Here is a 22,132-nt window from a genome sequence, read left to right as displayed (position 1 = left end):
CTCATTGTGCCCGGCTCGTTGTACGCTGAGTCCCGCAGCGCGCCCGCGCTCGGCGTGGCTGCGCCTGTGTTTGGTGAGGGATCCTGTTTGGAGATGAAGAAGAGATGGCAACGTTGAAGCCCGGAGCGGCGCTTGGGGCGTCCTACCGACTTGTCGAGCTTCTCGGCTCTGGAGCAGCCGGCGACGTGTGGCGCGCCGAGAGAGTCAGCGACGGTGAACACGTTGCGGCGAAGATCCTCAAGCCCGAGCATGCGAGCGACCCCGCGCTCGTCGAGCGATTTATCCGCGAGCGGTCAGTGCTCATCGGGCTGCGGCACCCCAACATTGTTGCGGTTCGCGACCTTGTCGTCGAGGGCGAGATCATCGCGATTGTGATGGACCTGATTCCCGGTGGATCGCTCCGAGAGCTGCTCGACGAGCAGCACACTCTCAAGCCAGCTGACGCGCTGACGCTCGTCGGGCAGGTGTTTCGCGCACTGAGTGAGGCGCACAGTCGCGCCGTGACGCATCGCGACATCAAGCCAGACAATGTTCTGCTCGCAGCGCCCTGGAACGGGGCCGCGGAGGACACGGTACGCGTAGCCGACTTCGGAATCGCTGCTGTCGTGAGCGAACGAAACCGCCAGACCACTGGGATTCTCGGCACCCCGCAGTACATGGCGCCTGAACTCATCAGTCACGGGCGTACCACACCAGCGGCTGACGTGTACTCCGCCGGGGTGATGCTCTACGAGCTGTTGGCGGGACGCACTCCGTTTGCGGGTCCCGGGACTGACTTCACAATCGCGTATCGTCACGTGACGTCGCACCCACCGCGGCTCGACCTGCCGGCCCCGATCGCTGATTGGGTAGCTCGCCTGCTCTCCAAGGACCCGGGGGAGCGGCCGGCGGCGGCGGACGCCGCGGCCGAGGCTGTGCGCCTTGCCAAGCGATTCGACTCGACTGGAGCGCTCGAGAGGAAAGCGGCGCCCGCAGAGTTTGAGGAGGTCGACCGACCTGCGACGATGCTGCGCAGCGATCTGCTCCAAACGCATGAGGACGACGGTCCGGATCTATACGCGCAGGCACTGAGCGTGGATGCTCCGGAGCTCGGAGACGCTGGGCAGCAGACGACCGTGCGTCCGATGCCGCAGCTCCAAGCCTCGGTGCGAGGCCTGGAGCAGGATCCAGATGATGCTGGGCGGTCTCGTCCGTCGTGGCTGACCCGCAAGAATGTACTTCTCGGGGCTCTGGGCCTCGTCTCCCTTGGGGTGCTAGTGGGTGGCATGATGTGGGTGTTTGGCGGGGACACAAGCGACGCGGTGACTGCTTCCGACGAGCCGCTCGAGGCATCGCAGCAAGACCAGCAGCTTCCAACGGGGCTCTCTGTCGCGCGCGTGGCGACCTACGACCCAGTCGAGAGCCGGGTGGCGCTCGAGGTGACCTACTCGGCGCAAAAGGCGCCGCTATCCGGATCGTTCCTCGAAGTCGTTCCGTCGATTGCCGATGGTGGGGCGTGCCCTCCTGTCGTGTGGGAGGATGTGGAGGCTGCGAAGCATCAAGCGGTGACCGGACTTGATGCCAAGTGTGGGTGGCGTCTCGACGGCGTTGAGGTGCCTGCTGGCGGGCGGTTGACAGTCCGCGGGTCACTCCCGCTCGAGGTCGCGGACGAGTCGGAGCTTCGCGACTGGCTCGAACTCGTGTCAACCGAGACGCTGGCTTCGCTGCTCGACCCCGAGGCGAGCTCCACGTCCTATCCGGTGCAGCGGTTAGTCGATGTCAACGTTGTCGTGCCTTCCCGAGCGGTGGGGCAGTCGACGCTTCCGGTGACACTCCTTCCGGTCTGGCCTGATGGCCCGGACGAGGTACATCCGCTTTATCAAAGCCCGGCGACGGGAGAACCATCGCGAATGCTCAAGGAAACGGCCGGGGGAGAAGCGGGTGTGCGGTTCTCTGACAGCTGCTCCGGAGCCGTTGCGGTGTCCAGTGACGGCTTGACGGTAACCACGCTCGCGCCGACCTCTGAGTGCAGGATTCCTGCGGTGGTTGGGAATTTCACGAACTTGGAGAGCGCCCCGCTCAGCATCACGACCCGAGAATAACTCGCGCCCTGTGCATAATTCGTATGTTTGTTTGGTTTTGTGCATAGAATATGCCGAGTAACAATTCGCGTAGTCGGACCAGCGGGCGGGGGAGCTCGGTTCGGCGCTGCCTCGTTGTTCATTACACCGAAAGAGGAGCTCGTAGATGAACCCGTCCCCGCCGAAAGCCCGCCGCCATGCCCGGGCGGCATCCGTAGCCATCGTTGCTGCGCTGCTGGTTACCTCTGGGTGCTCGGCGCTCGGCTCAGGGGAGGAACCCACGACGCGGGTGCTGCAGTCGGTCTCAGTGCAGGTTGGCGGAAACGGCTCGGTTACGGCGGTGGACGGGTCAGCGGTGTTCCTTGACGAGTCAACCGGCCGCTCCCGCAGTGAGACCGTTGCCTATGAAACTGGTGAGGTTGTCGCTGATCTCCCTGTCCGTGTCTCGACGAGCTATCAGACCGATGAGCGCTCCGGTCAGGATCTCGCTGACCTAGTTGGCTACGACGGCCGCGTCGAAATCAGGATCGAGCTTGAGAACCTGACGGTTGCACCGAAGACGGTGGAGTACGACGTGGCGGGTGAGGCGCGTTCGACGCCCGCACTCGTTGGCACCCCATTGAGTGTTGCCGCATCGACGACGCTCGCTGACGTTCCGCCCGAGAACCTGGCGTTCGGCACCGGTGAGGGCACGACGAGTGGCGTTGTCGCCGTCACGAACACCGGCGAAACTGTGGTGCAGTGGGCGACGGTCCTTGCACCGCCGCAGACGCGCGCGACGACTGCATTCACGCTGGTTGCGGATGTCACCGACTTCGCCATCCCTGAGATTGACATCGCTGTGCAGGCAGGGCTACACAGCGACCTCTCGTTCGAAGGGGTTGTATCGTCGGCGTTTGATGGGAGCGCGACGTCAGAGCTCGGCATGCAGCAGCGGGCCATCGGCCTAGTCACTGAGGTCAACAGCGTGTTGAGCCGTGCTGGCGGCACCATTACTGAAGTGCGTAGGGACCTCGGCGACACCTCCAAGACTCTCGGAGTGCGGGCGGCCCAGCGACTCGCGGACAGCACAGAGGCCCTCGGCAGCGAGATGCAGACGCTCGGCAAACAGCTCGGCAGCCTGCAGACTGACCTTGCGAGCACTGTGACAAGCACCCATTCAGGGATGAACTCACAGCTCTCGAGCATTGTCGCTTCTATGACGGGCCTACTCGGGGACACCCGAGGGACTCCTCCGCGCCTGGTGACCGGTAGCGGCTGCGTAGCCAAGGTCGAGCCCGGGGAAGGAAGCGGAACGCTCTATTCAACGTTTCTGCAACTCGCAGGTCAGCTGGACGGCTACGCGGAAGCGACTGCCGAGTGCAAGGAAGAGATTCTCACTGAGATCGGCGCCACGCTTGGCCCGGAGGCGCCAGATAGCGATGTCTGCGCTGTGGAAGGTGAGCCGTCAATGACATGCTCCCTCTTCACCGCGAAAGAACACGTGCTCACATCGCTCGTCGATCTCGTCGATCGGGGAGACAAGCTTGTGAAGCAACTCGATAGCGCCGATCTTGACAATGCGTTGGAGCAGCAGCAGCTTTTGGCCTCCGACCTCGTCAAGCTCGGAACCACGCTTGCAGACCTCGAAGATGAAACCAACAGTGTTTCGGAGTGGGGCAAGCTGTCGGCGATGGTCGCGCAGGCACAGGCGTCAGCGCAGTCGCTCGAACAGGTGCACGACATCGCTCAGGCTGCGCTGAAGGACTTTGAAAGTACCGACCCGGACGCGCTTGCAGCCCTCCCCGAGCAACTCGCTGACAAGGTGTGTGAATTGGGCCAGGGAGCAGTGACGATCGACCAGCAGAAGCTGGACGAGTTGCGTGGCGAATTCGTCGACACGAAGTGCGACGGCGTCACGCCACAAGAGTATGAGCCGGCAAACGGCACGCTAGCGGAGAGGCTGGGAGCGCAACGCACGTCCTGGAAAAGCGTAGAGGCGCTCACCGACCCTGCCGCCCAGTCGTCTGCGCTCGCGCAGCTGCAGTCAACGCTTATCGAAATGCAGTCGCGCCTGAACGCTCACCATGGTGAGATCGGCGGCGGGGAGTCTGCGGCACAGCAGCTCGTCGCCCAGCTTCGGGCTCTCGAAGCACTCGCGGTCACGCACAACGATGCGCTGGGCGTGAGCCTGAGCGCCCTCGACGTGCGGGAAGATGGCCTTGCCTCCGAGATCACGAGCGCGTTCGGTAGCGCCGCCGCCGATGCCGCCCTGGCCGTCTCGAGCGACGTTGACGACCAGGTGCGCATGATCACCGACAGGGTCGGACGTGGAAACAATGCGATCCGGGCCTCGTACGAGGCGACAGTCGCGGGGTTGCGCGCCACTTCAGAGACGATGCTGAGTGACGCGAAGACCCAGATCGACGACCAGAAGTCGGCGCTCAACGAGGGGTACGGTGCCTCGGTTGCGTCGCTCGACGAACGCACCGGGCTCGCACTTGAACGGATCGACCGCTCGACGACTGCCTCGACACGAGACGTCGAGGCAGCCTCAAAGATGCTGGCTGACAGCTTGAACAGGGTCATCCTCGATTTGGGCGACCCGGCGGTGCGCGGCTCCGGAATCCTCGGAGCAATGTCTGCGTCAGCTGCCAAGTCGAGCACCGCTGACTTCCAGCTCGCCCTCGCCTCGCAGCAGGCGTCGGGGTTCGCAAACGTTCGCGCCGAAGACATCGCGTCGATCATGCTGCGGCAGGCTCAATTCGAGGCGGCACTCGAATCGGCGTCCTCGCTCCCCGCCTTCCACCTCGAAATTCCTGGCGGCGCCGTTGCGCAGACAATCTATGGATTCCACATTGGCGGAGGAGACAAGTGAGCGGGGTGTCTGAACCGGAAGCCCAGACAGCGATGAAGCACGAAAGCGCCGAGCGCAGGCGATTCTCCTGGCGATCGCGCCGCGGGCTAGTGATCGTCGTGGCCGTGGCCGTGGCTGTCGTGCTCGCTGCCGCAGCGGTGGTTGCCTTCGGTGTCATTCGTGGGAGCCAGCGGCCCGCGAGCGACCCGGTAGCGGTGACGGTTCCGGTACCGATCGGCGGCGTCGAAGTACCCGCCGACACCAAGATTGGTGTCATTGTGACGACAGGAACGGGCAACGCAGAGGGCGCAGACTGGTCGAGCGCGGCTGAGGGCGCGGTCGTTGCTCGCGAGCGCCTCGCGCTCGGCGGAAGCGAGATTCAGCTCGTCGTCGAGAACGACAAGGGCACGACCGCCGGCGCGCACGAAGCGGCGACTGCGCTCGTCGAACAAGGTGTGGCGGGCATCGTCTACGCGAGCAGCGGCGAACAGCTTGACGCCGGAATCGCTGTTGCAACCGAGCACAAAGTCGGCGTTGTGCTGCCGTTTGCGGAGGCACCTGCATCGTCGGTGAACGTCTGGTCGCTCGCTCCGACTGAGTCCGATGTGCAGGTACAGTTCTCACAGGCGCTCGAGGCTTACGAACGACCGCTGCACCTGGACGCCGGCCCTGGTTTGCCCGATGGCGTGCGGGTTCCCGATGTCCTCCAACACCGGACCGGATCGGATATCAAGTCGCTGGCAATGCAGGTCGCGGAGATGACTGGGAGTGACCCACTCGCGCATGGGGGATACGCCGGCGGTAGCGACGATGACGAGCAAGACGAGGCCGACGCCGAGACTGTGCCGGAGCAGCGGGTTGACGCAATCGTGCTGAGCGGCCCGGCTGCGCTGCAAGCCAACATTACCCGCGAACTGCAGGCGCGGAACGTGACTGCGCCTATCTTCCTGACCCCAGGGGCGACGAGCCAGCGGTTCGAAGACACGTTGATCGAGAATGGGGCTGCGGTTTCGTCAGCGCTACGCACCTTCGGCTACGACTGGGACGACGCTGTTGCGCTTGGAAACGATGGACGAGGGCGCACGGGTTCAGCCTTCCTCGCCGCGATACGCGTGTTCAGTGCTGACAGCGAGATCCTCAACCTCACCGAGGACTCACCCTTCGCCGAGGTGAGCGGTGCCGCAGATGGGCGAGCCCACGACGCACTGCTTGCGCTTGCGCGAGCGGTCTCCGACGCAGGCAGCACGGACCCCACCAAGGTCGCGACTGCACTTGCAGGGCTCACCCTAGTCGCGGGCGACGCAATTACCGGCCCTGAGATGGACTTCGCGACTTCACAGGCGGTGGCGGCTCCGACCGTGACGCTGTACGCGACCGGGCAGCAGCTCGGCCTCCGGCCAGAGTCGGGCGCAGACGCTGACGCCCTGGTCTGGTTTGCCGAGCCGGCAGCCAGGTAGAAAACAGGGGTGACGCGGAAAGGTCGTGCCACCCCGCCCGATTTCCCCCGAAGAAAGGGAGCACTCAGCGGTGCGTATTCTGGTTGATCTTGACGAAAGACGCGAGGTAGTCGACCTCGTGGCGTGGCAGTCGCAGGCGACGCTCGCGGAGTTTCTCGAGAGCTCGGGCTTCCGTGCGGGCGAGTCAGACACGGTCATGCTCGATGGGCTGGCGGTCGAACCAGACACACCTATGGAAGAGCTAACGTTCCTCGAAGGCTCGGTGCTGACACGGGACTCAGGTGCGCCAGTTGGCGTGATCTCGGGCTGGAATGTTGCCGTTGGCGCCGGCCTCGAGACACGCCCCGCGGTGCCCGTCCCAGAGCGGCGCAGGCTCGTTGTCGGGCGCTCGCCGGGGGCCGATGTTGTGCTCCCAACGGAGTCCGCTTCCTGGAACCACTGCACCGTCGAGCTCGAAGGCGACGGGGTCAGGCTTCGCGATTCGGGCTCCACAAACGGAACGTTCGTGGACGGAACGAAAGTTGACGAAGCCGGGGTACTCATCACCTCGGTCCGCACTGTCGTCGTCGGCGGCGCCGCGCTCAACATCCGCCCGTCCCTCGCCGAGCCAATCGCCCCGGCCCCGGGATCGCTCACCAACCTCACGCCGGCCTCGACCGCACCGTTCAACAGGCCGCCGCGGCCTGGGCGGCCACCATCACCCGAGCCGATCGAGCCGCCAGCCCCCAAAGAGGTGCCAGCGGCGAGCAAGTTCAACGTCATCACCGTTGTGGCCCCGCTCATCATGGCGGTCGTCCTCGTCATCGTGCTCGGAGACATGAGATTCGCGATGTTCGCGATGCTCAGCCCGGTCATGGCTGTGGGCATGTACTTCGAGCAGAAGCGCCGGCGCAAGAAGAACCTGGAGGAGGAAGAGGATCGGTTCACCGAGGCGCTCACCGACTTCGCGGCGCAGGCCACACAGGCGGCGGCGGAGGAGAGCGCGAGGCGCCAAGACACGATCCCCGACCCTGCGGCAGTCATCCGTCGACCAGCGCTCCCTTCGACGCTCATGTGGCAGCGGCGCCCTGGTGCCCACGACTTCCTGAGCCTGCACATCGGAGTCGGTGATGTGCCATGGAAGCCCGAGCTCGACACCCGTGCCTCGTCGCGACTCGATGAGCGCGTGAAGGTCACGCTCGAAGCCACGCGAATGTCGGCGGCTCCCGTGCTTGCCGACCTGAACGACTCGGGTGTCATCGGCATCGTGGGGGACAGAGAGGGCGCGCTCGCGCTTGCGCGGAGCCTGCTCACTCAGGCGGCGACACACTGCGGGCCGGCCGACCTCACGATTGGTGTGTTCTGCGACGGAGGACGGGAACTCGAATGGGACTGGGCCTCGTGGCTCCCGCACACCAGGCAGGCCGGCGGAGCAGCCGGCGCACGCTGGATGTCGAACCAACGTGACACGAGCACGTCGATGCTGCGCGCGTTGCATGACAACATCGAGGGGCTGCCGACAGCAACAATGCTCACGGTGATCGACTCCGAGGTGCTGACAGAAGGGCGCGAGTCACCTGCACGCGACATGCTTGGCTACGGGCGAAGGACGCCCGGAGGCGTCGAACGGGTGGGGGAGCGCACCCGACAGGTCAGCGGCATTGTGATCGCGGCGACGGCCGATAAACTCCCCGCCGCCTGCACCGTCGTTGTGGACGTCGCAGCAGACGCGGCAGCGACCGTGTACCACCCGGAGGAGCTCACCCAGGTCGACGACGTCATTCTTGCGGGGCTCAGCGAGGCGCAGGCCGCTGAGACAGCACGCAACCTCGCGCGGTTTGAAGACCCCGAGCTCATTGTGCCCGGGGCGTCGTTGCCCCCGCTCGTTCGGCTTCCAGACCTCCTCGACGTCGAGACGATGAACGCCGATGCCGTGCGCGAACTGTGGGCGACCTCGCCAGGTCTCTCGACCCCAATTGGGCTCGGCGAAAACGGGCCGCTGAGTCTCGATATCGTGAAAGACGGCCCGCACGGCCTCGTCGGGGGTACCACGGGATCGGGCAAGTCCGAGTTTCTGCGCTCCTTCGTCGCCGGGCTCGCCGCCCGAAACGATCCGACCGAGCTGAACTTTATCCTCATCGACTTCAAGGGAGGTGCCGCGTTCAAGGCGTGTGAGCGGCTGCCGCACACGATCGGCACGATCAGCAACCTCGACGAGCAACTCGCTGACCGGGCGCTGCGGGCGCTCGAGGCCGAGATGGAGCGTCGCCAACGTCTCTTCGCTGAGGCGGGCGAAGACGTTGACAACCTCCCCGCGTACCTCGCAACGAACCCAGCGGAGCCGCTGCCCCGACTCCTGCTCGTCATCGACGAGTTCGCGATGCTCGCGAAAGACTTCCCCGACGTGCTGGCCTCCCTCGTGAGTGTTGGCGCCGTCGGGCGTACGCTCGGAGTACACATGATCCTCGCGACGCAGCGACCAGCGGGGGTCGTGAACGACGACATTCTTGCGAACACGAACCTGCGCGTTGCGCTACGGGTACAGAGCCGCGAAGACTCTACGAACGTGATCGGTGTGCCATCGGCGGCGAGCATTGGTCGCGCGCAGATGGGCCGCGCCTACGTGAAACTCGGGCAGGACGACATCTCGCCAGTTCAGACAGCCCTCGTCACAGGCCGCGCCCAGGAGGCGATCCCGGAGCGGGTACAACTGCGAGACGTCGGCCTCTTCGGGGCTATCACGCCGCGGACGACGCCACCCCCGTCGAAGCCGAGCGATGCGAACGATCTCGACAACCTCATCGACGCCGTCGTCGCAGCCAACGAGCAGGCTGGGTTCGCGCCACCGCGCCAGGTCTGGCCTGAGGCACTCGGCGAGCGCGTCTCGCTTGCTGGGTACGCGATCGCTGCGTCCGGGGCCCCGACCGACCCGATGGCGCGCCCCGTCCCAGACGTGGGCGGCGTCGCGTCCGACACCGTCGTTGTCGCTCTCGCCGACGAGCCCGACAAGCAACGTCAGAGCGCACAGGGCTGGAACATGGCCGAGGGCAATCTCCTGCTCATGGGGATTCCGGGAAGCGGCACCACCACGACGCTTGCAAGCATCGCGCTCTCGCTCGCGGGCTCCCTTGACCCCGCAGACCTCGATATTGTGACGCTGGACATGGGATCGCGTGGCCTCTCCGCCATTGGCGAGCTCCCGCACTCGGTGGCGTACGTTGGCGCTGGTACGGGGGCGAGGGAGCGCCAAGTGCGTTTCCTCAGGTTCTTGAAAACTGAATTCGACCGACGCCGAGAGTCGCAGGTTGTCGAGCGAAGGGCTGTCGTACTCATCGACGGTCTCGCGGCACTCCGCGACGAGTTTCAAGACTACGAAGGCCAGGAGCTGCTCGAAGATTTCTACAGGGTCTATGCCGACGGTCCGGCAGTTGGCATGCACTTCGCTGTCTCGACGACGCGCTCGAAAAACGTGCCCTCGGCTATTGACGAGGTCACGACACAGCGCTGGATCTATCGCCTCGCCGACGCCTACGACTACTCTGCATTGGGAGTGAAGGGTAAGACTGTCCCAGCCCCTGTCCCCGGCAGGTGTGTTGACGCGGAGACTCTGCTACAAATGCACATCGCGACGCCCGATCACGGGCTCGAGCAGGCCGTCGTTGAGGCGGCGAACCAGTGGCACGGGGCACACCAGAAGACTGACGTCATTGGGGAACTCCCGAGTCATGTCTCGGCGCAGACGATTGCTCGTCAGATGCGGTTTGGCGGGGAACCGATCCTGATTCCCGTCGGAATTCGCGAGGATACCCTCGAGCCCGCCGTGCTCGAACTGTACGGGGGCGAACACGCAGTCATTAGTGGGCCGGCGCGATCTGGGAAGTCGACGCTGCTCCTCGCAATCGCCGAGACGGCACTCGCGCTGCCGGAGGAAGAGCGGCCGGCCGTGTGGGGCATTTTCGACAGGAGGTCGCCGCTTGGGGCTCTCGGTCTCGCGCGCTCGGCAGAGAACCCGGAGGAGATCCCAGCACTGCTTGCCGCACTGAAACTCGAGCGCGGCTCCGTCGTGCTCCTCATCGACGACGCCGAACGGATAGCGGACGAAGACAACGGCCTTGCGACGCTCATCGCCGCGCCGCCTTCGGGACTCACGATCGTGGCTGCGGGGCGAGCCACCGACTTGCGCGGCATGTATGGGCACTGGACGAAGCCGCTCCACAAGTCACGCTGTGGCGTCGCCCTCCAGCCTGATACCGACTACGACGGTGACCTCTTTGGGGTGAAGTTCCCGCGCACGGCGCCAGTGGCCATGATCCCTGGCCGCGGGTACGCCGCTTCCGGCGGCGAGTTCGCCCTTATCCACGCTGCCTCGCCAGGCAACGCGGGCAATCCGAGCTAGGCGTGGGCTAGTCGTCGGTGTCCGAGATAGCGGCGACTGAGTAGCGAAGGGCTGTGACGACGCGATCCTTGTGCTGCGGAGCGAGGTGCTCTCGGAGCGCGCCAGCGAGTACCGCCTCCATCCGCTCGAGCAGCGATTCGTGCGCGCCGATCGTCTCGGCGAAGGTGTAGGTGCCGACGAATCCCGAAACGATTGCCCACGCGATCTCGTCTGCGTTTGCGTCCTCGCTGAGCTCCCCGGCGGTGCGGGCATCAGCGAGGACCTCGGTCACCGACCTCAGCCACTGCTCGGCGAAGCTTGTGTTCGGGGTGGGAAGGGTGCCTGGCTCAAACGTCATCCTGAAGCCGGCGCGAACGATTCGATCCTTGTGCAGGCGCTGCATCTGGCGCAGCGTCATCGAGATGAGGAGCCCGAGCGGCGAGTCCTCGGGGGCGCGCTCTGGGACGGCTGACCAGCGCGCCTGGAACTCCGCGAGCACCTCCTGCGCGATCGCTTCTTTCGAGTCGAAGTAGTGATACATGCCGCCGGGGGTGACCTTTGCGGCGCGCGAGATCGCAGAGATCACGGCGCTCCGGTACCCGACCTCGTTGAAGACCGTCGCGGCGCCTTCGAGCACGGCGGCCTTGGTTGCGCGGGCCTTGTCCTGGTGCCACTGAGTGGATCGCCCGCTTGTGTGGCTCTTCTCCGCCAAAGTGTTTCCCCTCGATGAATACTGACATGCCCTTGTAGATTTCACCGGCTCAGGGATCCCCCCACTGAGCTCTGGTTCAATTCCTACAGTTTTGCAGGCCGGTGCCCGAAGCATGCATAAGCTTTATACGTAAAACTGCTTGTAAGTATCCTAGCTCGTAAGACCGTGTCAGGGCTGAGGCCGACCGCAGGAGCTACGCCTGGCCCCGGTTGCGCGCGTTAGGGCTCGCTGACCCGTGCGAGCAGCTCGATCAGGATCGCTTCTGCCACGGGAGCGGGGAGCTTCTCAGCGAGCGCCATGAGCGGGGCGAGTTTGCCGGGGAGTGATGATCCCTTCCCGCCAGGTTTGGTGCCGGCGCCGGCAATCTTCAGGATCCGCCACGCCATGTCGGGAGACGGGACGCGGTAGTCGCCGCCTTCGCGTTTCGGCGCGTAGCCGAGGGCCTGCATGCCGAGCAGTTCGAGACGCGGGTTCGCTTGGCGTCGCCCGCGTACCGCGTCAGCGGAGGCGCGCAGCGCCGGGACGAGTTCGGGGAGTGTGCGCTCGGTGACCGGTGTAATCGTGAGGTGCGCGGTGTGCGGCAGCCGGACGCCGTTTCGTTGGGTGAAGCCCGGCTGATGCTGAATGCGAAAGCCGCGAGTGGCAAGCTCGTCGGCGAGGTGGTGCGGGTCGACTTGTTCGTCGGCAGGGACAGTGGTGTCAGCGACGAGTGCGATCGAGGGGCCTGACGGCGCACCCCACACGTTCAGCCCACGAATGATCGACGCCTCGCGCACGATGGTCTCGGCCGAGCGCACGCACGATGCGGTGAGCGCCGCGTAGCCGTCTGAGCCAAGCCGCTTCGTGATCGCCCAGGCCGCCGCGAGCGGCGAGGCAGGTTTTGATCCCAGTAGCGTCGGGTTCACGACTGGGTAGCCGGGCCAGCTCGTCGTCGCGAAGAACTGCGCGCGGTGCCTGCTGCGCCCACGGTGCAGGAGCACGGAAACGCCCTTTGGGGCGTACCCAAACTTGTGCAGGTCGGCCGAGATGCTCGTGACGCCAGGCACGCGAAAGTCCCAATCTGGCAGGCCAGGCCACCAGGGCAGGGCGAGCCCACCAAAGCACGCATCGACGTGACATGACAGACCAAACTCTTTCGCGATGCTTGCCACTTCTGCGACAGGATCGAGCGCGCCGTTCGGGTAGGCAGGCGCCGACACGACGACGAGCGCGACGTCGGCACCGAGCTTCTTCTCGAAACCCTCGACCCGAACCGTGCCGTCTGGCTCGCACGGAACCGGATCCCAGTCGAGGTCGAACATGCGCGCGGCCTTTTGGAACGCGGCGTGCACTGTCGACGCCGTGACGAGCCTGGGCATCTTCCCGGCTCGTGCGAGCTTCTCAGCGAGTTCGGGGTGCTCGGCCCGCCAGAGATCGCGTGCAGTTTTCACCGCGAGCAGGCAGCTCTCGGTGCCGCCGCTCGTGACGCTTCCCACGATGCCTCCGGCGCCGAAGCGGGAAGTGCCTCCTCCGAGTGCGCGGCGCATGAACGTAATGAGTTCGCGCTCCATAACAGCGATTGAGGGAAACGTCGTCGGATCGAGTGCGTTCAGCGGGCGGGTGAGCTCGGCGGCGTCGCGCGCGAGCTCGTCGAGTTCGCCGAGCCCTGAATCGTAAACGTATGAGAGCACGCGGCCACCCTGCGTCGGCGCGTCTCCAGCGCGAAGCTCGGTGAGCTCGGCGAGGATATCGGCCGCGGATGGGCCTGCGAATGGGCTCGAGGTCACTGCGTGGTCACCCCAGCGTGCTCGACGTCGCGTTCGCTGAGCTTGTACCCCCGCAGCGTCGCGAGGCTCGCGAGCATGAGGAGCGCGGGGAAGAGGCTGAAGGCGAGCGCGATGCCCGAGATCGCCGTGGCGGGCTGTGTGACTGTCACCGATGCGACAGACTCGACGTAGCCAGTCGCCGCGAGTACGAGGGCCAGCGTCGTCGAACCGAGCGCCATGCCCGCCGTTTCGCCTGCGGTCCAGACACCGCCGAAGACCCCGGCGCGACCCTCGGGATCGCCAGACGTTGCCGCGTCATGACTCATCACGTCGGGGAGCATCGCCATTGGCATTGTTTGCATACCTGCGTACGCGGCGCCTGCGATGCCGACTGGGGCGAGAATCCACATACCTGGCCAGAGCAGCATGCCAATGAGCGCGATCGTCGCGACGAGGAACAGCAGGCTCGCGATCCGGAAGGTTCGTACCTTGCCGATGCGGTCTGCAATCCACCGCCAGACTGGCGCGAAGAGGAGCGCCGGGGCGATGAGGGATGCGAAGAGGATCGTCACCGCCCCCTGATCATGAAGCACCCACGTTGCGACGTACTGGGCGCCGGCAAGCATGAGGCCAGTGGCGAGACCTTGGAGCATGAACGTTGCGAGGAGCGCGCGGAAGGGGGCACTGTCGCGGAGGGCGCGAAGGCCCTCGCGGTAGTGGGTCGCAGAGAATGCCTTGTGGCCGGCTGTCGCGGAGACAATCGGGCTGCCCTGGGGCGCGACTGTCGAAGCAACCCAGAGGCTCAGTCCGAGAAGCACCGCGGCCGCGACGGCCATGAGGAGGTAGCCGAGGAGCTGGTTGTCTGGGAACAGATCGCGAATTTCGGGGCCGCCCGCGCCGAACAACAGGATCGCGATCGTCAGTACGACAACCCGCCAGGTGAGCAGTCGAGTGCGCTCTTTGTAGCCGCCCGTGAGCTCTGCCGGGAGCGCAATGTATGGGATCTGGAACATGCTGAAGAACGTCGCGGCCGCGACGAATGCGATCAGCACCCACGTCGCTGATACTGCTGGGCCGAGCCCTGGTGGCACTGCGAACATGAGCACGAACGTCACTGGTAGGCCGACGGCGCCAATGAGCATGGGGCCGCGGCGGGAGCCAGTGCGTGCGAGCGTGCGGTCGCTGAGCCCGCCGATGATCGGGTCGATGACGACATCCCAGATCTTCGCGAGCGTGACAATGAGGCCGGCTGCGAGCGCGGTGACGCCGAGCGAGTCAGTGAGATAGTAGACGAGCACTAGGCCGGGGAGGGTGGCGAAGCCGCCCGTCGCGAGCGAGCCCGCAGCGTAGCGGGTGACTGTGCGCGCTGGCAGCTTGGCAGCAGCGGGTGTGGTTCCGGTCGCGGGCATCCCGGGCATCGGAACAGACTCAGAACTCGACGGTGAACTCATGTGAATAGCGTAGCCGAACGCCGGGTGCTGGCAGGCCGCGCCGCGGGCAGAAACGCCGCGCGCCGCCCGCCAAAACGGCGAGCGGCGCGCGGCACACACGGAGCGTTAGCTGGCTGGGAAGCCCTGCAAATACTCAAGCAGCTGCGCAGACGCCTGCGGGTCTCGCATAACCTCCATGAGCTCAGGAGTCTGCATCATCGCTGTCCCCACGACTGCGACAACGACAATGAACGCGAGAACTCCAGCTGCGAGTGGCGCCCAGAACGTGAGCTTCCCGGCCCGGAGTCTGCGAATAGAGAACACGAGCACGAGGCCGTACAGCACGAGCAGCCCGAGACCGATGGCCTTCCCTGTGACGTCGAGCCATGCTGGCGGGGTCAAGCTTGTGATGCCAGGGGCGTCCTCCATGAGGGAAAACATCGTCTTCATGCCCATCATCGCGAAGGCAGACTGCAGCGCGCCGAAACCGCCGAAGACGAGCAGCAGGATCGTCACGATCCTGTCGCCCATGTTCGCTGGCTTCTGGTAGCCGGGCGCGCCCTGCGGCGCAGCCTGGAATCGAGGTGCCTGCGGCGTCTGCTGCGGCGCCTGCTGTGGGGCCTGGCCCTGTGCTGAGGCACGGTAGGGGGCGCCGGAGCCTCCCTGAGTCGCGGACTTCCTCGATGGTCGCGCGATGCCTGCGCCAAGGTTATGGGGTACACCCTGCACAGTCGCAGGCGTCGGCGACGCGGCCCCTGGGCCTGCCTGCACCGGAGACGACGGCTTCGAAGCATCGGGGGAGCTGTCGGCGTCCTCCGGCTTCCACTCCCAACCCTCGGGGGCGTACTCGCCGAACTCGGGCTGTGGCCGGGTGTCGCGAGCCTGCTGGGTCACAGGCGCTGCGGGCTCGGAGGGTGCGGCCTGCTCCGCGGCAGGCGTCGTACCTGCTGCCGCTGGCTCCGCCACCGATCCCTCGCCAGCGTCAGTGGCCAGAGGGCGCTGTCCCGCTGGATCCGATGCGCCGGGTTCGCCGGGAGTCCCCGTCACTATGCGCTCACCGACTTCCCTGCGGAACCGAGCTGCTCAGCGGCAAGCGCGATGCGCGCGGCCATCCCGTTCTCGCCGACCTTGCCCCAGGCACGCGGGTCGTACGTCTTCTTGTTGCCGACCTCGCCGTCGATCTTCAGTAGACCGTCGTAGTTCTTGAGCATGTAGTCCACGATCGGGCGGGTGAATGCGTACTGGGTGTCGGTGTCGATATTCATCTTGATGACGCCATTGCGCACTGCCTCGGCGATCTCCTCAGCCGACGAGCCCGATCCGCCATGGAAGACGAGGTCGAGCGGGTTCTTGCCGGTGCCGTACTTCGCCTGCAGTCCGTCCTGGATCTCGGCGAGCAGTTCGGGCCGCAGCGTCACTCCACCAGGCTTGTACACACCGTGCACGTTGCCGAAAGTGAGTGCCGTGAGGTAGCGGCCACGCTCGCCGAGGCCGAGCGCCTCGACAGTTGCAATGCCGTCTTCGAGGGTGCTGTACAGGCTGTCGTTGATCTCATGGCTGATGCCGTCTTCCTCGCCACCAACGATGCCGATCTCGACCTCAAGGATCACATTGATTGCGGCGAGTCGGGGAAGCAGCTCTTTCGCGATGTCGAGGTTCTCAGCGAGCGGCACCGCCGAGCCGTCCCACATGTGCGATTGGAAGTAGGGCAGACCGCCCTCCTTCACACGCTCCTCGCTCGCGGCAACGAGCGGTAGCACGAAACTCTCGAGGTGCTGCTTGGGGCAGTGGTCGGTGTGGAGCGCGACCGTGACGTCGTATGCCTTCGCAACTTCTTCCGCGTACTTCGCGAACGCGATCGCGCCACCGGCGCGGTTCTGCACCGTGTGACCAGCGAGGTAGTCGGCGCCGCCGAAGCTCACCTGCAGGATGCCGTCGGAACCTGCCTCCGCAAAGCCCTGAATAGCGGAATTGATGGTCTGGGAGCTCGACACGTTGACCGCGGGGAAGGCGAATCCGCCTGCCTTCGCGGCGTCAAGCATCGCGGCGTACTGTTCCGGAGTTGCGACGGGCATAGGTGCTCCTTGGGCTTCTGGAGGTTGCGCGCTTTCAGCGCGGCAACACACGATGAGTCTTGGCGGCGCGGAAGCCGTGTCACGAAGAACGCCACCGGGCCGCACTGCATGCTCCAGTCTACGCGGTAGTCTTATGTGTATGACTGATCCTCTTTCGCTTGACGAATGGCAGCCCGACCGGAACCTCGCGATGGAGCTTGTCCGCGCGACAGAAGCCGCAGCGATGCGCTCGACCCCGTGGATCGGTCGCGGTGACAAGAACGCGGCCGACGGCGCGGCGGTCGACGCGATGCGCCGCTTCCTCGCGACAGTCAACATGAACGGCACCGTCGTCATCGGCGAGGGCGAGAAAGACGACGCCCCGTGGCTGTACAACGGCGAGCGCGTCGGTAACGGGCACGGCGCGGAGTGCGACGTCGCGGTCGACCCGATCGACGGCACCCGCCTCACCGCTGAGGGGCGCCCAGGCGCGCTCTCGGTGATCGCAGTCGCCGACCGTGGCAGCATGTACGACCCGTCTGCAGTCTTCTACATGGACAAGCTTGTCGCAGGGCCCGAGGGCGTCGGCGTTGTCGACATTCGCAAGCCCATCGGTGAGAACATCCGAGCACTCGCAAAGGTGAAGGGCGTCGACGTCTCTGATATCCGCGTCGCGGTTCTCGACCGCCCGCGTCACGATCAGCTCATCACCGACATTCGCGAGGCAGGCGCCGGCACCCGACTCATCATGGACGGCGATGTCGCGGGAGGCGTGAACGCCGCCCGCTGGGATTCGAGCATCGATCTCTGCGTCGGCATCGGCGGCACACCTGAGGGCATCATCACGGCGTGTGCAGTGAAGGCGCTCGGCGGTGTGATCCAGGGTCGCCTCTGGCCGAAGGATGACGACGAGCGCCAGAAGGCAATCGACGCTGGCCACGACCTCGACCGTGTCCTCGAGGCGAACGACCTCGTCGCGAGCGACAACTGCTACTTCGTCGCCACTGGCATCACCGACGCCGAGTTCGTCGAGGGCGTGCAGCGTCGTGGTCCGTTCGTGCGCGCGGAGAGCATTGTGATGCGGTCGCACTCGGGCACGATCCGCCACATCATCAGCGACATGGATCCGAACCGCTGGGAGTAGTCCCGGTCAGACGGCCCGGTGCGCGGTTGGTGGCAACGTAGTTCACACAGCGAGGAGTTCGACATGAGTTTCATTACACGGACGGCACGCCTCGTGGCGTGGACGGGTCTCACCGCGGCCGGGGCGATTCACGCAGTGTGGGCGTCTGGCTCGTCGTGGCCAGAGCGCAACCACAAACGCCTCAGTGAGGCTGTTGTTGGCAATGGCAAGCAGCTGCCAGACGCGCAGGCGACGATGGTTGTCTCCGGCCTCGCGTTCGCGGGTGGTGCAGTTGCCGCAGGCGGGCTGGGCGAGGGCAAGTTCATTGTCGGAGTGCGGCGGATCGCCGGACTCGCACTCATTGCGCGCGCCGCGTTCGGCGGGGCCGCTGCGCTGAAGGCGCTCGGGCTCGACGAACCAGGCAAACGATTCGAAGAGCTCGACCGGCGCTACTACCGGCCGGCCTTCGGTATCCTCGGTGCCGCGATGCTGCTTGGCGCGAAGGACTCGAAGAAGCGCGCAGCGAAGCTGGCGCTCAAGCGCGAGGGACGCTAGCTCACGAACGTTCGTCCCTAAACCGCGACGGCGACTAGCGGCCACCGCCCCAGAGCGTTGGCTGCTCAGCCTCTGCGGAGTCGGAGTTGGTGTTGTTTCTCGGCGCGCTGGGCTCCGTGGACGCTGCAGCTTCCGGCTCGAACGTCGAGGCGAGTTCGGGTGCAGTCAGAGGGCGCACCGCGTCTTCAAGTTGCACGGGCTCATCGATCGCCGCACCGTTGAGCGCGCTGATCTTGCGGGCGGTGGGGAGTACCTGTCGTTCGAGGGAGCCGACGTAGGCGTTGTACCCCTGTACTCCGCGCGAGAGGGTGCGGCCGAGCTTGTCGAGGTGGGTCGCGCTCACTCCGAGCCGCTTGTGAAGCTCGCGGCCGAGCTCGAACAGTGTGCGGGCCTCACTTGTAAGCGACTCTTGCCGCCAACTGAATGCGACGGACTTGAGAATCGCCCAGAGGCTGACCGGCGACGCGAGGGCGACGCGGCGCTCAAACGCGAACTCGAGCAGCACCGGGTCAGTGTCGAGCGCGGCAGACAACAGTGACTCGCTCGGAACGAACGCGATCACGAACTCGGGGGAGTCGCCGAGTGCTGACGCGTAGTCACGCCCGCTGAGCTCGATGACATGGTCGCGCAGGGCGCGCGCGTGGCGTGTGAGCAGCGCCTGCTGCCGGGCCGCCCGCTCTGTCGGGTCGCCGCCCGATTCGGCCCCGAGATGCTGAGCTTCGAGGTACGCGTCGAACGGAACCTTCGCGTCGATCGCGATTGACTTGCCGCCGGGGAGCTTCACGACCATGTCGGGGCGCAGCGCCCCGCGTTCAGTCTTGATGTGCTGCTGTACCTCGAAGTCGACGTGCTCCAGCATGCCCGACGCCTCGATAATGCGGCGCAGCTGCGTCTCGCCCCAGAGGCCTCGGGTGTTGTTCGAACGGAGGGCAGACGCAAGGCCCTCCGCGGTGCCGCGGAGCTTTTCCTCGGCGCGGGCCGCTTGCCGGAGCTGTTCGGCGAGTTCACCGTGCTGCACCGCGCGCTGCTGTTCGATACCGACGACTGTGCGCTCGAGCTTGCCGAGCGAATCACGCAGCGGCATGAGCTGTTGCAGCACACGCTGTTCCTCACGGTCGAGTTCGATGCGCCGCTCGGTGTTCGCGTGCGCGTCGCGCAGTCTGTCGTTGAGGCCCTGCACGCGCGTCTCGGCGATAGCGAGTTGCTCGCGCAGGCTCCGAGCACGATACGTCGCGACAAAGTAGCCCGCCGCGCCGCCGACGACGAGCACCGCAAGGATCACCGCAGAGAAGATCAGGGGCGAGAATGTCATGCCTCTATCGTGGCATTCGCCACCGACATCGGGGCTCCACGAGGCCGCTGGACGGGGCGAATCTGGTCTACAGCTTGAGCGGGATCGCCTTCAGCTGGTGCAGCTTCACGCCGGCGATCTTCGCAAGAGAGGGCACGTCTTGGGCTTGGTGGCGCTTCGCCGAATCGATGATGATCGAGGCACACGCCTCGGCGTCGGCGAGGGCCTCGTGATGCGCGAACTCGCCGTAACCCGCGGCGGCCGCTGCGAGCGGGAGGCGATGCGAGGGGATGTCGTAGGTCTTGCGCGAGACCTGCACGCTGCACAGGTATTTCAGGCGCGGGGTGGGCAGTACCGCGTCCGCGCACGCCGCGCGGATCACGCCCATATCGAACGACGCGTTGTGGGCGACCGCCACGTCGGTGCCGATGAACGACAGGAGATCGTCGAACTGCTCGCCCCAGGTCGGCGCGTCGACGACCATATCGGGCGTGATGTTGTGGATCTTCACGTTGAACGACTGAAAGTGCGGGTGGCTGGCCGGCGGCTTGATGAGCCAGTACGCGCGGTCAACGACGACACCGTCGCGCACTCGCGCGAGCCCCACCGAGCAAGCGGACGCTGGGTTCCCATTTGCGGTCTCGAAATCGATCGCGGTGAAGTCAACTGGCACCCAAAGATCCTCCCACACGGGTCTGACAGTCGACGCGAGTGAGGGTTCCGCTCCCGATCCTGATCGTGTGACAATGAACTCCCACCGGAGTCAGACAGGCCCCGAATATTGTGCAAATGGAGTTCGCCATGATTCCTGAGATTAACTATTGGGCAGTGCTCGTCGCGACAGCCTCAACGATGGTCGTCGGGTCAATCTGGTACACGCCGAAAGTGTTTGGCACGCTCTGGATGCGGCTCGCAAACGTGACGCCAAGCGGCAACGCGAAAGACGCTGTTGGGCCGATGATCGCCACGGTGATAGTGAGCTTCATCACCGCCTGGGTATTCGCGGGGGCGATCTGGATCGCGCACTCCTTCTACGGCGGTTCCTTCCTATCGGCGGCGCTCATCACCGGCCTGCTGCTCTGGGCCGGGTTCACTGCGGCGAGGTTCGTGACCCACGACGCGTTCGAAGGGCGACCCGTGAAGCTCACGCTGCTGAACATCGTGCACGAGCTCGTGACAGTTCTCGTGATGGCAGTGATCCTCGGGGCGTGGCCGCCCGCGGTGTGACGGAGAGTACGAGCGCGCGCGGGCGACTTGCCGGGTAGACTTGACCCCCGTGGCTCTAACTATCGGAATCGTCGGTCTCCCGAACGTCGGCAAGTCGACCCTGTTCAACGCTCTCACGCACAATGATGCTCTCGCAGCGAACTACCCGTTCGCGACGATCGAGCCAAACGTTGGCGTCGTCAACCTGCCAGACCCCAGGCTCAACAAGCTCGCTGAGATCTTTGGCAGTGAGCGGATCCTGCCCGCCCCCGTCAGCTTCGTCGACATCGCGGGCATCGTTCGCGGCGCGAGCGAGGGAGAAGGGCTCGGCAACCAGTTCCTCGCAAACATCCGCGAGTCAGACGCGATCGCGCAGGTCGTGCGCGGGTTCTCCGACCCCGACGTGATTCACGTCGACGGCGACGTGAACCCGGCGAGCGACATGGAGACGATCAACACCGAGCTGATCCTCGCCGACATGCAGACCCTCGACAAGGCGCTCCCGCGCTACGAGAAGGAGCTTAAAGGCAAGAAGATCGACGCGTCAGTCGTTGACGCAGCTAAGGCCGCGCTGGCTGCGCTGAACGACGGCACACCGCTTTCGCTCGCGGGCGTGGACCTTGAGCCGATCCGCGAACTCGGGCTGCTCACGGCGAAGCCGTTCCTCTACGTCTTCAACGTCGACGAAGGCGTGCTGCAAGACAAAGCGAAGCTCGCAGAGCTCGCCGACCTCGTCGCCCCGGCGAAGGCGATCTTCCTTGATGCGAAGCTCGAGAGCGAACTCATCGAACTCGACGACGACGATGCGGCCGAGCTGCTCGCGTCGATCGGCCAGGAGGAGAGCGGTCTTGACCAGCTCGCCCGGATCGGCTTCGAGACCCTCGGCCTGCAGACCTACCTCACGGCAGGGCCGAAGGAGGCTCGCGCCTGGACGATCCCGAAGGGCGCGACCGCCCCGCAGGCCGCAGGCGTCATCCACGGCGACTTCGAGAAGGGCTTCATCAAGGGCGAGATCATCTCGTTCGAGGACCTCGTCGAGACAGGCTCCGTTGCCGAAGCCCGCGCGAAGGGCAAGGCCCGCATGGAGGGCAAGGAATACGTTATGCAGGACGGCGACGTCTGCGAGTGGCGGTTTAACGTCTAGTCTTTCCTGGGAGCTGCCCACAGAGCTCGTGAGCGCCGTGCGGTATCGCGAGTTCTCAACAGAATCGTCGGTCCGGGCTGATCCGTCACTCGTGCAGGCTCGGTTGCTCTGCTGCCCACCCGGCACGCTGTCGCTGACCTTCGTATACTTCTGCATGGTTGCCGC

General features: G+C 65.4%; 15 protein-coding genes. 8 read left to right on the top strand and 7 right to left on the bottom strand.

What is annotated here, in order from left to right; translation table 11 throughout:
• Positions 1-104: 104 nt before the first annotated feature.
• From ACF07D_RS02150 to ACF07D_RS02135, 4 genes are all read left to right on the top strand, one after another.
• On the top strand, positions 105-2,081 hold the full coding sequence (locus ACF07D_RS02150) for a serine/threonine-protein kinase (RefSeq protein WP_391503703.1): 1,977 nt from the start codon (positions 105-107) through the stop codon (positions 2,079-2,081).
• Between the two features lie 145 nt (positions 2,082-2,226).
• Positions 2,227-4,917 (top strand): hypothetical protein, encoded by a 2,691-nt coding sequence (locus tag ACF07D_RS02145; RefSeq protein WP_391503702.1) that lies wholly within the window; start codon positions 2,227-2,229, stop codon positions 4,915-4,917.
• Complete coding sequence (locus ACF07D_RS02140) at positions 4,914-6,353, top strand: hypothetical protein (protein ID WP_391503701.1); 1,440 nt, start codon at positions 4,914-4,916, stop codon at positions 6,351-6,353. The genes ACF07D_RS02145 and ACF07D_RS02140 overlap by 4 nt, the downstream gene beginning before the upstream one ends.
• 70 nt (positions 6,354-6,423) lie before the next feature.
• Entirely contained in the window at positions 6,424-10,728 is a 4,305-nt protein-coding gene (locus ACF07D_RS02135; RefSeq protein WP_391503700.1) for an FtsK/SpoIIIE domain-containing protein, read from the top strand.
• Between the two features lie 7 nt (positions 10,729-10,735).
• On the opposite strand, the gene ACF07D_RS02130 is transcribed toward ACF07D_RS02135, so the two are convergent.
• From ACF07D_RS02130 to fbaA, 5 genes are all read right to left on the bottom strand, one after another.
• Entirely contained in the window at positions 10,736-11,419 is a 684-nt protein-coding gene (locus ACF07D_RS02130) for a TetR/AcrR family transcriptional regulator (protein ID WP_255809290.1), read from the bottom strand.
• A gap of 218 nt (positions 11,420-11,637) precedes the next feature.
• Positions 11,638-13,185: a pyridoxal phosphate-dependent decarboxylase family protein gene (locus ACF07D_RS02125; RefSeq protein WP_391503699.1), complete on the bottom strand. Its 1,548-nt coding sequence runs from the start codon at positions 13,183-13,185 to the stop codon at positions 11,638-11,640.
• Positions 13,182-14,615: an MFS transporter gene (locus tag ACF07D_RS02120; RefSeq protein WP_391503698.1), complete on the bottom strand. Its 1,434-nt coding sequence runs from the start codon at positions 14,613-14,615 to the stop codon at positions 13,182-13,184. Before ACF07D_RS02120 ends, ACF07D_RS02125 begins: the two co-directional genes overlap by 4 nt.
• Positions 14,616-14,720: 105 nt before the next feature.
• A complete protein-coding gene (locus ACF07D_RS02115) occupies positions 14,721-15,641 on the bottom strand; it encodes a DUF6264 family protein (RefSeq protein ID WP_391503697.1) in 921 nt (306 codons plus the stop codon).
• On the bottom strand, positions 15,641-16,669 hold the full coding sequence (gene fbaA / locus ACF07D_RS02110) for a class II fructose-bisphosphate aldolase (protein WP_119283133.1): 1,029 nt from the start codon (positions 16,667-16,669) through the stop codon (positions 15,641-15,643). Before fbaA ends, ACF07D_RS02115 begins: the two co-directional genes overlap by 1 nt.
• 139 nt (positions 16,670-16,808) lie before the next feature.
• Between fbaA and glpX the strand changes: the two genes are divergently transcribed.
• A complete protein-coding gene (glpX, locus tag ACF07D_RS02105; RefSeq protein WP_119283132.1) occupies positions 16,809-17,792 on the top strand; it encodes a class II fructose-bisphosphatase in 984 nt (327 codons plus the stop codon).
• A gap of 63 nt (positions 17,793-17,855) precedes the next feature.
• Entirely contained in the window at positions 17,856-18,326 is a 471-nt protein-coding gene (locus ACF07D_RS02100; RefSeq protein ID WP_391503696.1) for a DUF3995 domain-containing protein, read from the top strand.
• 34 nt (positions 18,327-18,360) lie between these two features.
• On the opposite strand, the gene rmuC is transcribed toward ACF07D_RS02100, so the two are convergent.
• Both rmuC and ACF07D_RS02090 read right to left on the bottom strand, forming a co-directional pair.
• Positions 18,361-19,638: a DNA recombination protein RmuC gene (rmuC, locus tag ACF07D_RS02095; protein WP_391503695.1), complete on the bottom strand. Its 1,278-nt coding sequence runs from the start codon at positions 19,636-19,638 to the stop codon at positions 18,361-18,363.
• Between the two features lie 67 nt (positions 19,639-19,705).
• Positions 19,706-20,290, bottom strand: a complete 585-nt coding sequence (locus ACF07D_RS02090) for a 3'-5' exonuclease (RefSeq protein ID WP_255809298.1) — start codon at positions 20,288-20,290, stop codon at positions 19,706-19,708.
• A 128-nt stretch (positions 20,291-20,418) separates the two neighbouring features.
• Between ACF07D_RS02090 and ACF07D_RS02085 the strand changes: the two genes are divergently transcribed.
• Both ACF07D_RS02085 and ychF read left to right on the top strand, forming a co-directional pair.
• Positions 20,419-20,844, top strand: coding sequence for a DUF1761 domain-containing protein (locus ACF07D_RS02085; RefSeq protein ID WP_119283413.1), 426 nt, complete (start codon positions 20,419-20,421; stop codon positions 20,842-20,844).
• A gap of 49 nt (positions 20,845-20,893) precedes the next feature.
• Complete coding sequence (gene ychF / locus ACF07D_RS02080) at positions 20,894-21,967, top strand: redox-regulated ATPase YchF (protein WP_119283412.1); 1,074 nt, start codon at positions 20,894-20,896, stop codon at positions 21,965-21,967.
• The last annotated feature ends 165 nt before the right edge of the window (positions 21,968-22,132 follow it).

It is taken from the genome of Leucobacter sp. NPDC015123, from assembly GCF_043080205.1.
GTDB classification, from domain to species: domain Bacteria; phylum Actinomycetota; class Actinomycetes; order Actinomycetales; family Microbacteriaceae; genus Leucobacter; species Leucobacter aridicollis_A.
Note: the sequence above shows the minus strand (reverse complement) of the source record. Positions and strands in the feature narration are given on the sequence as shown.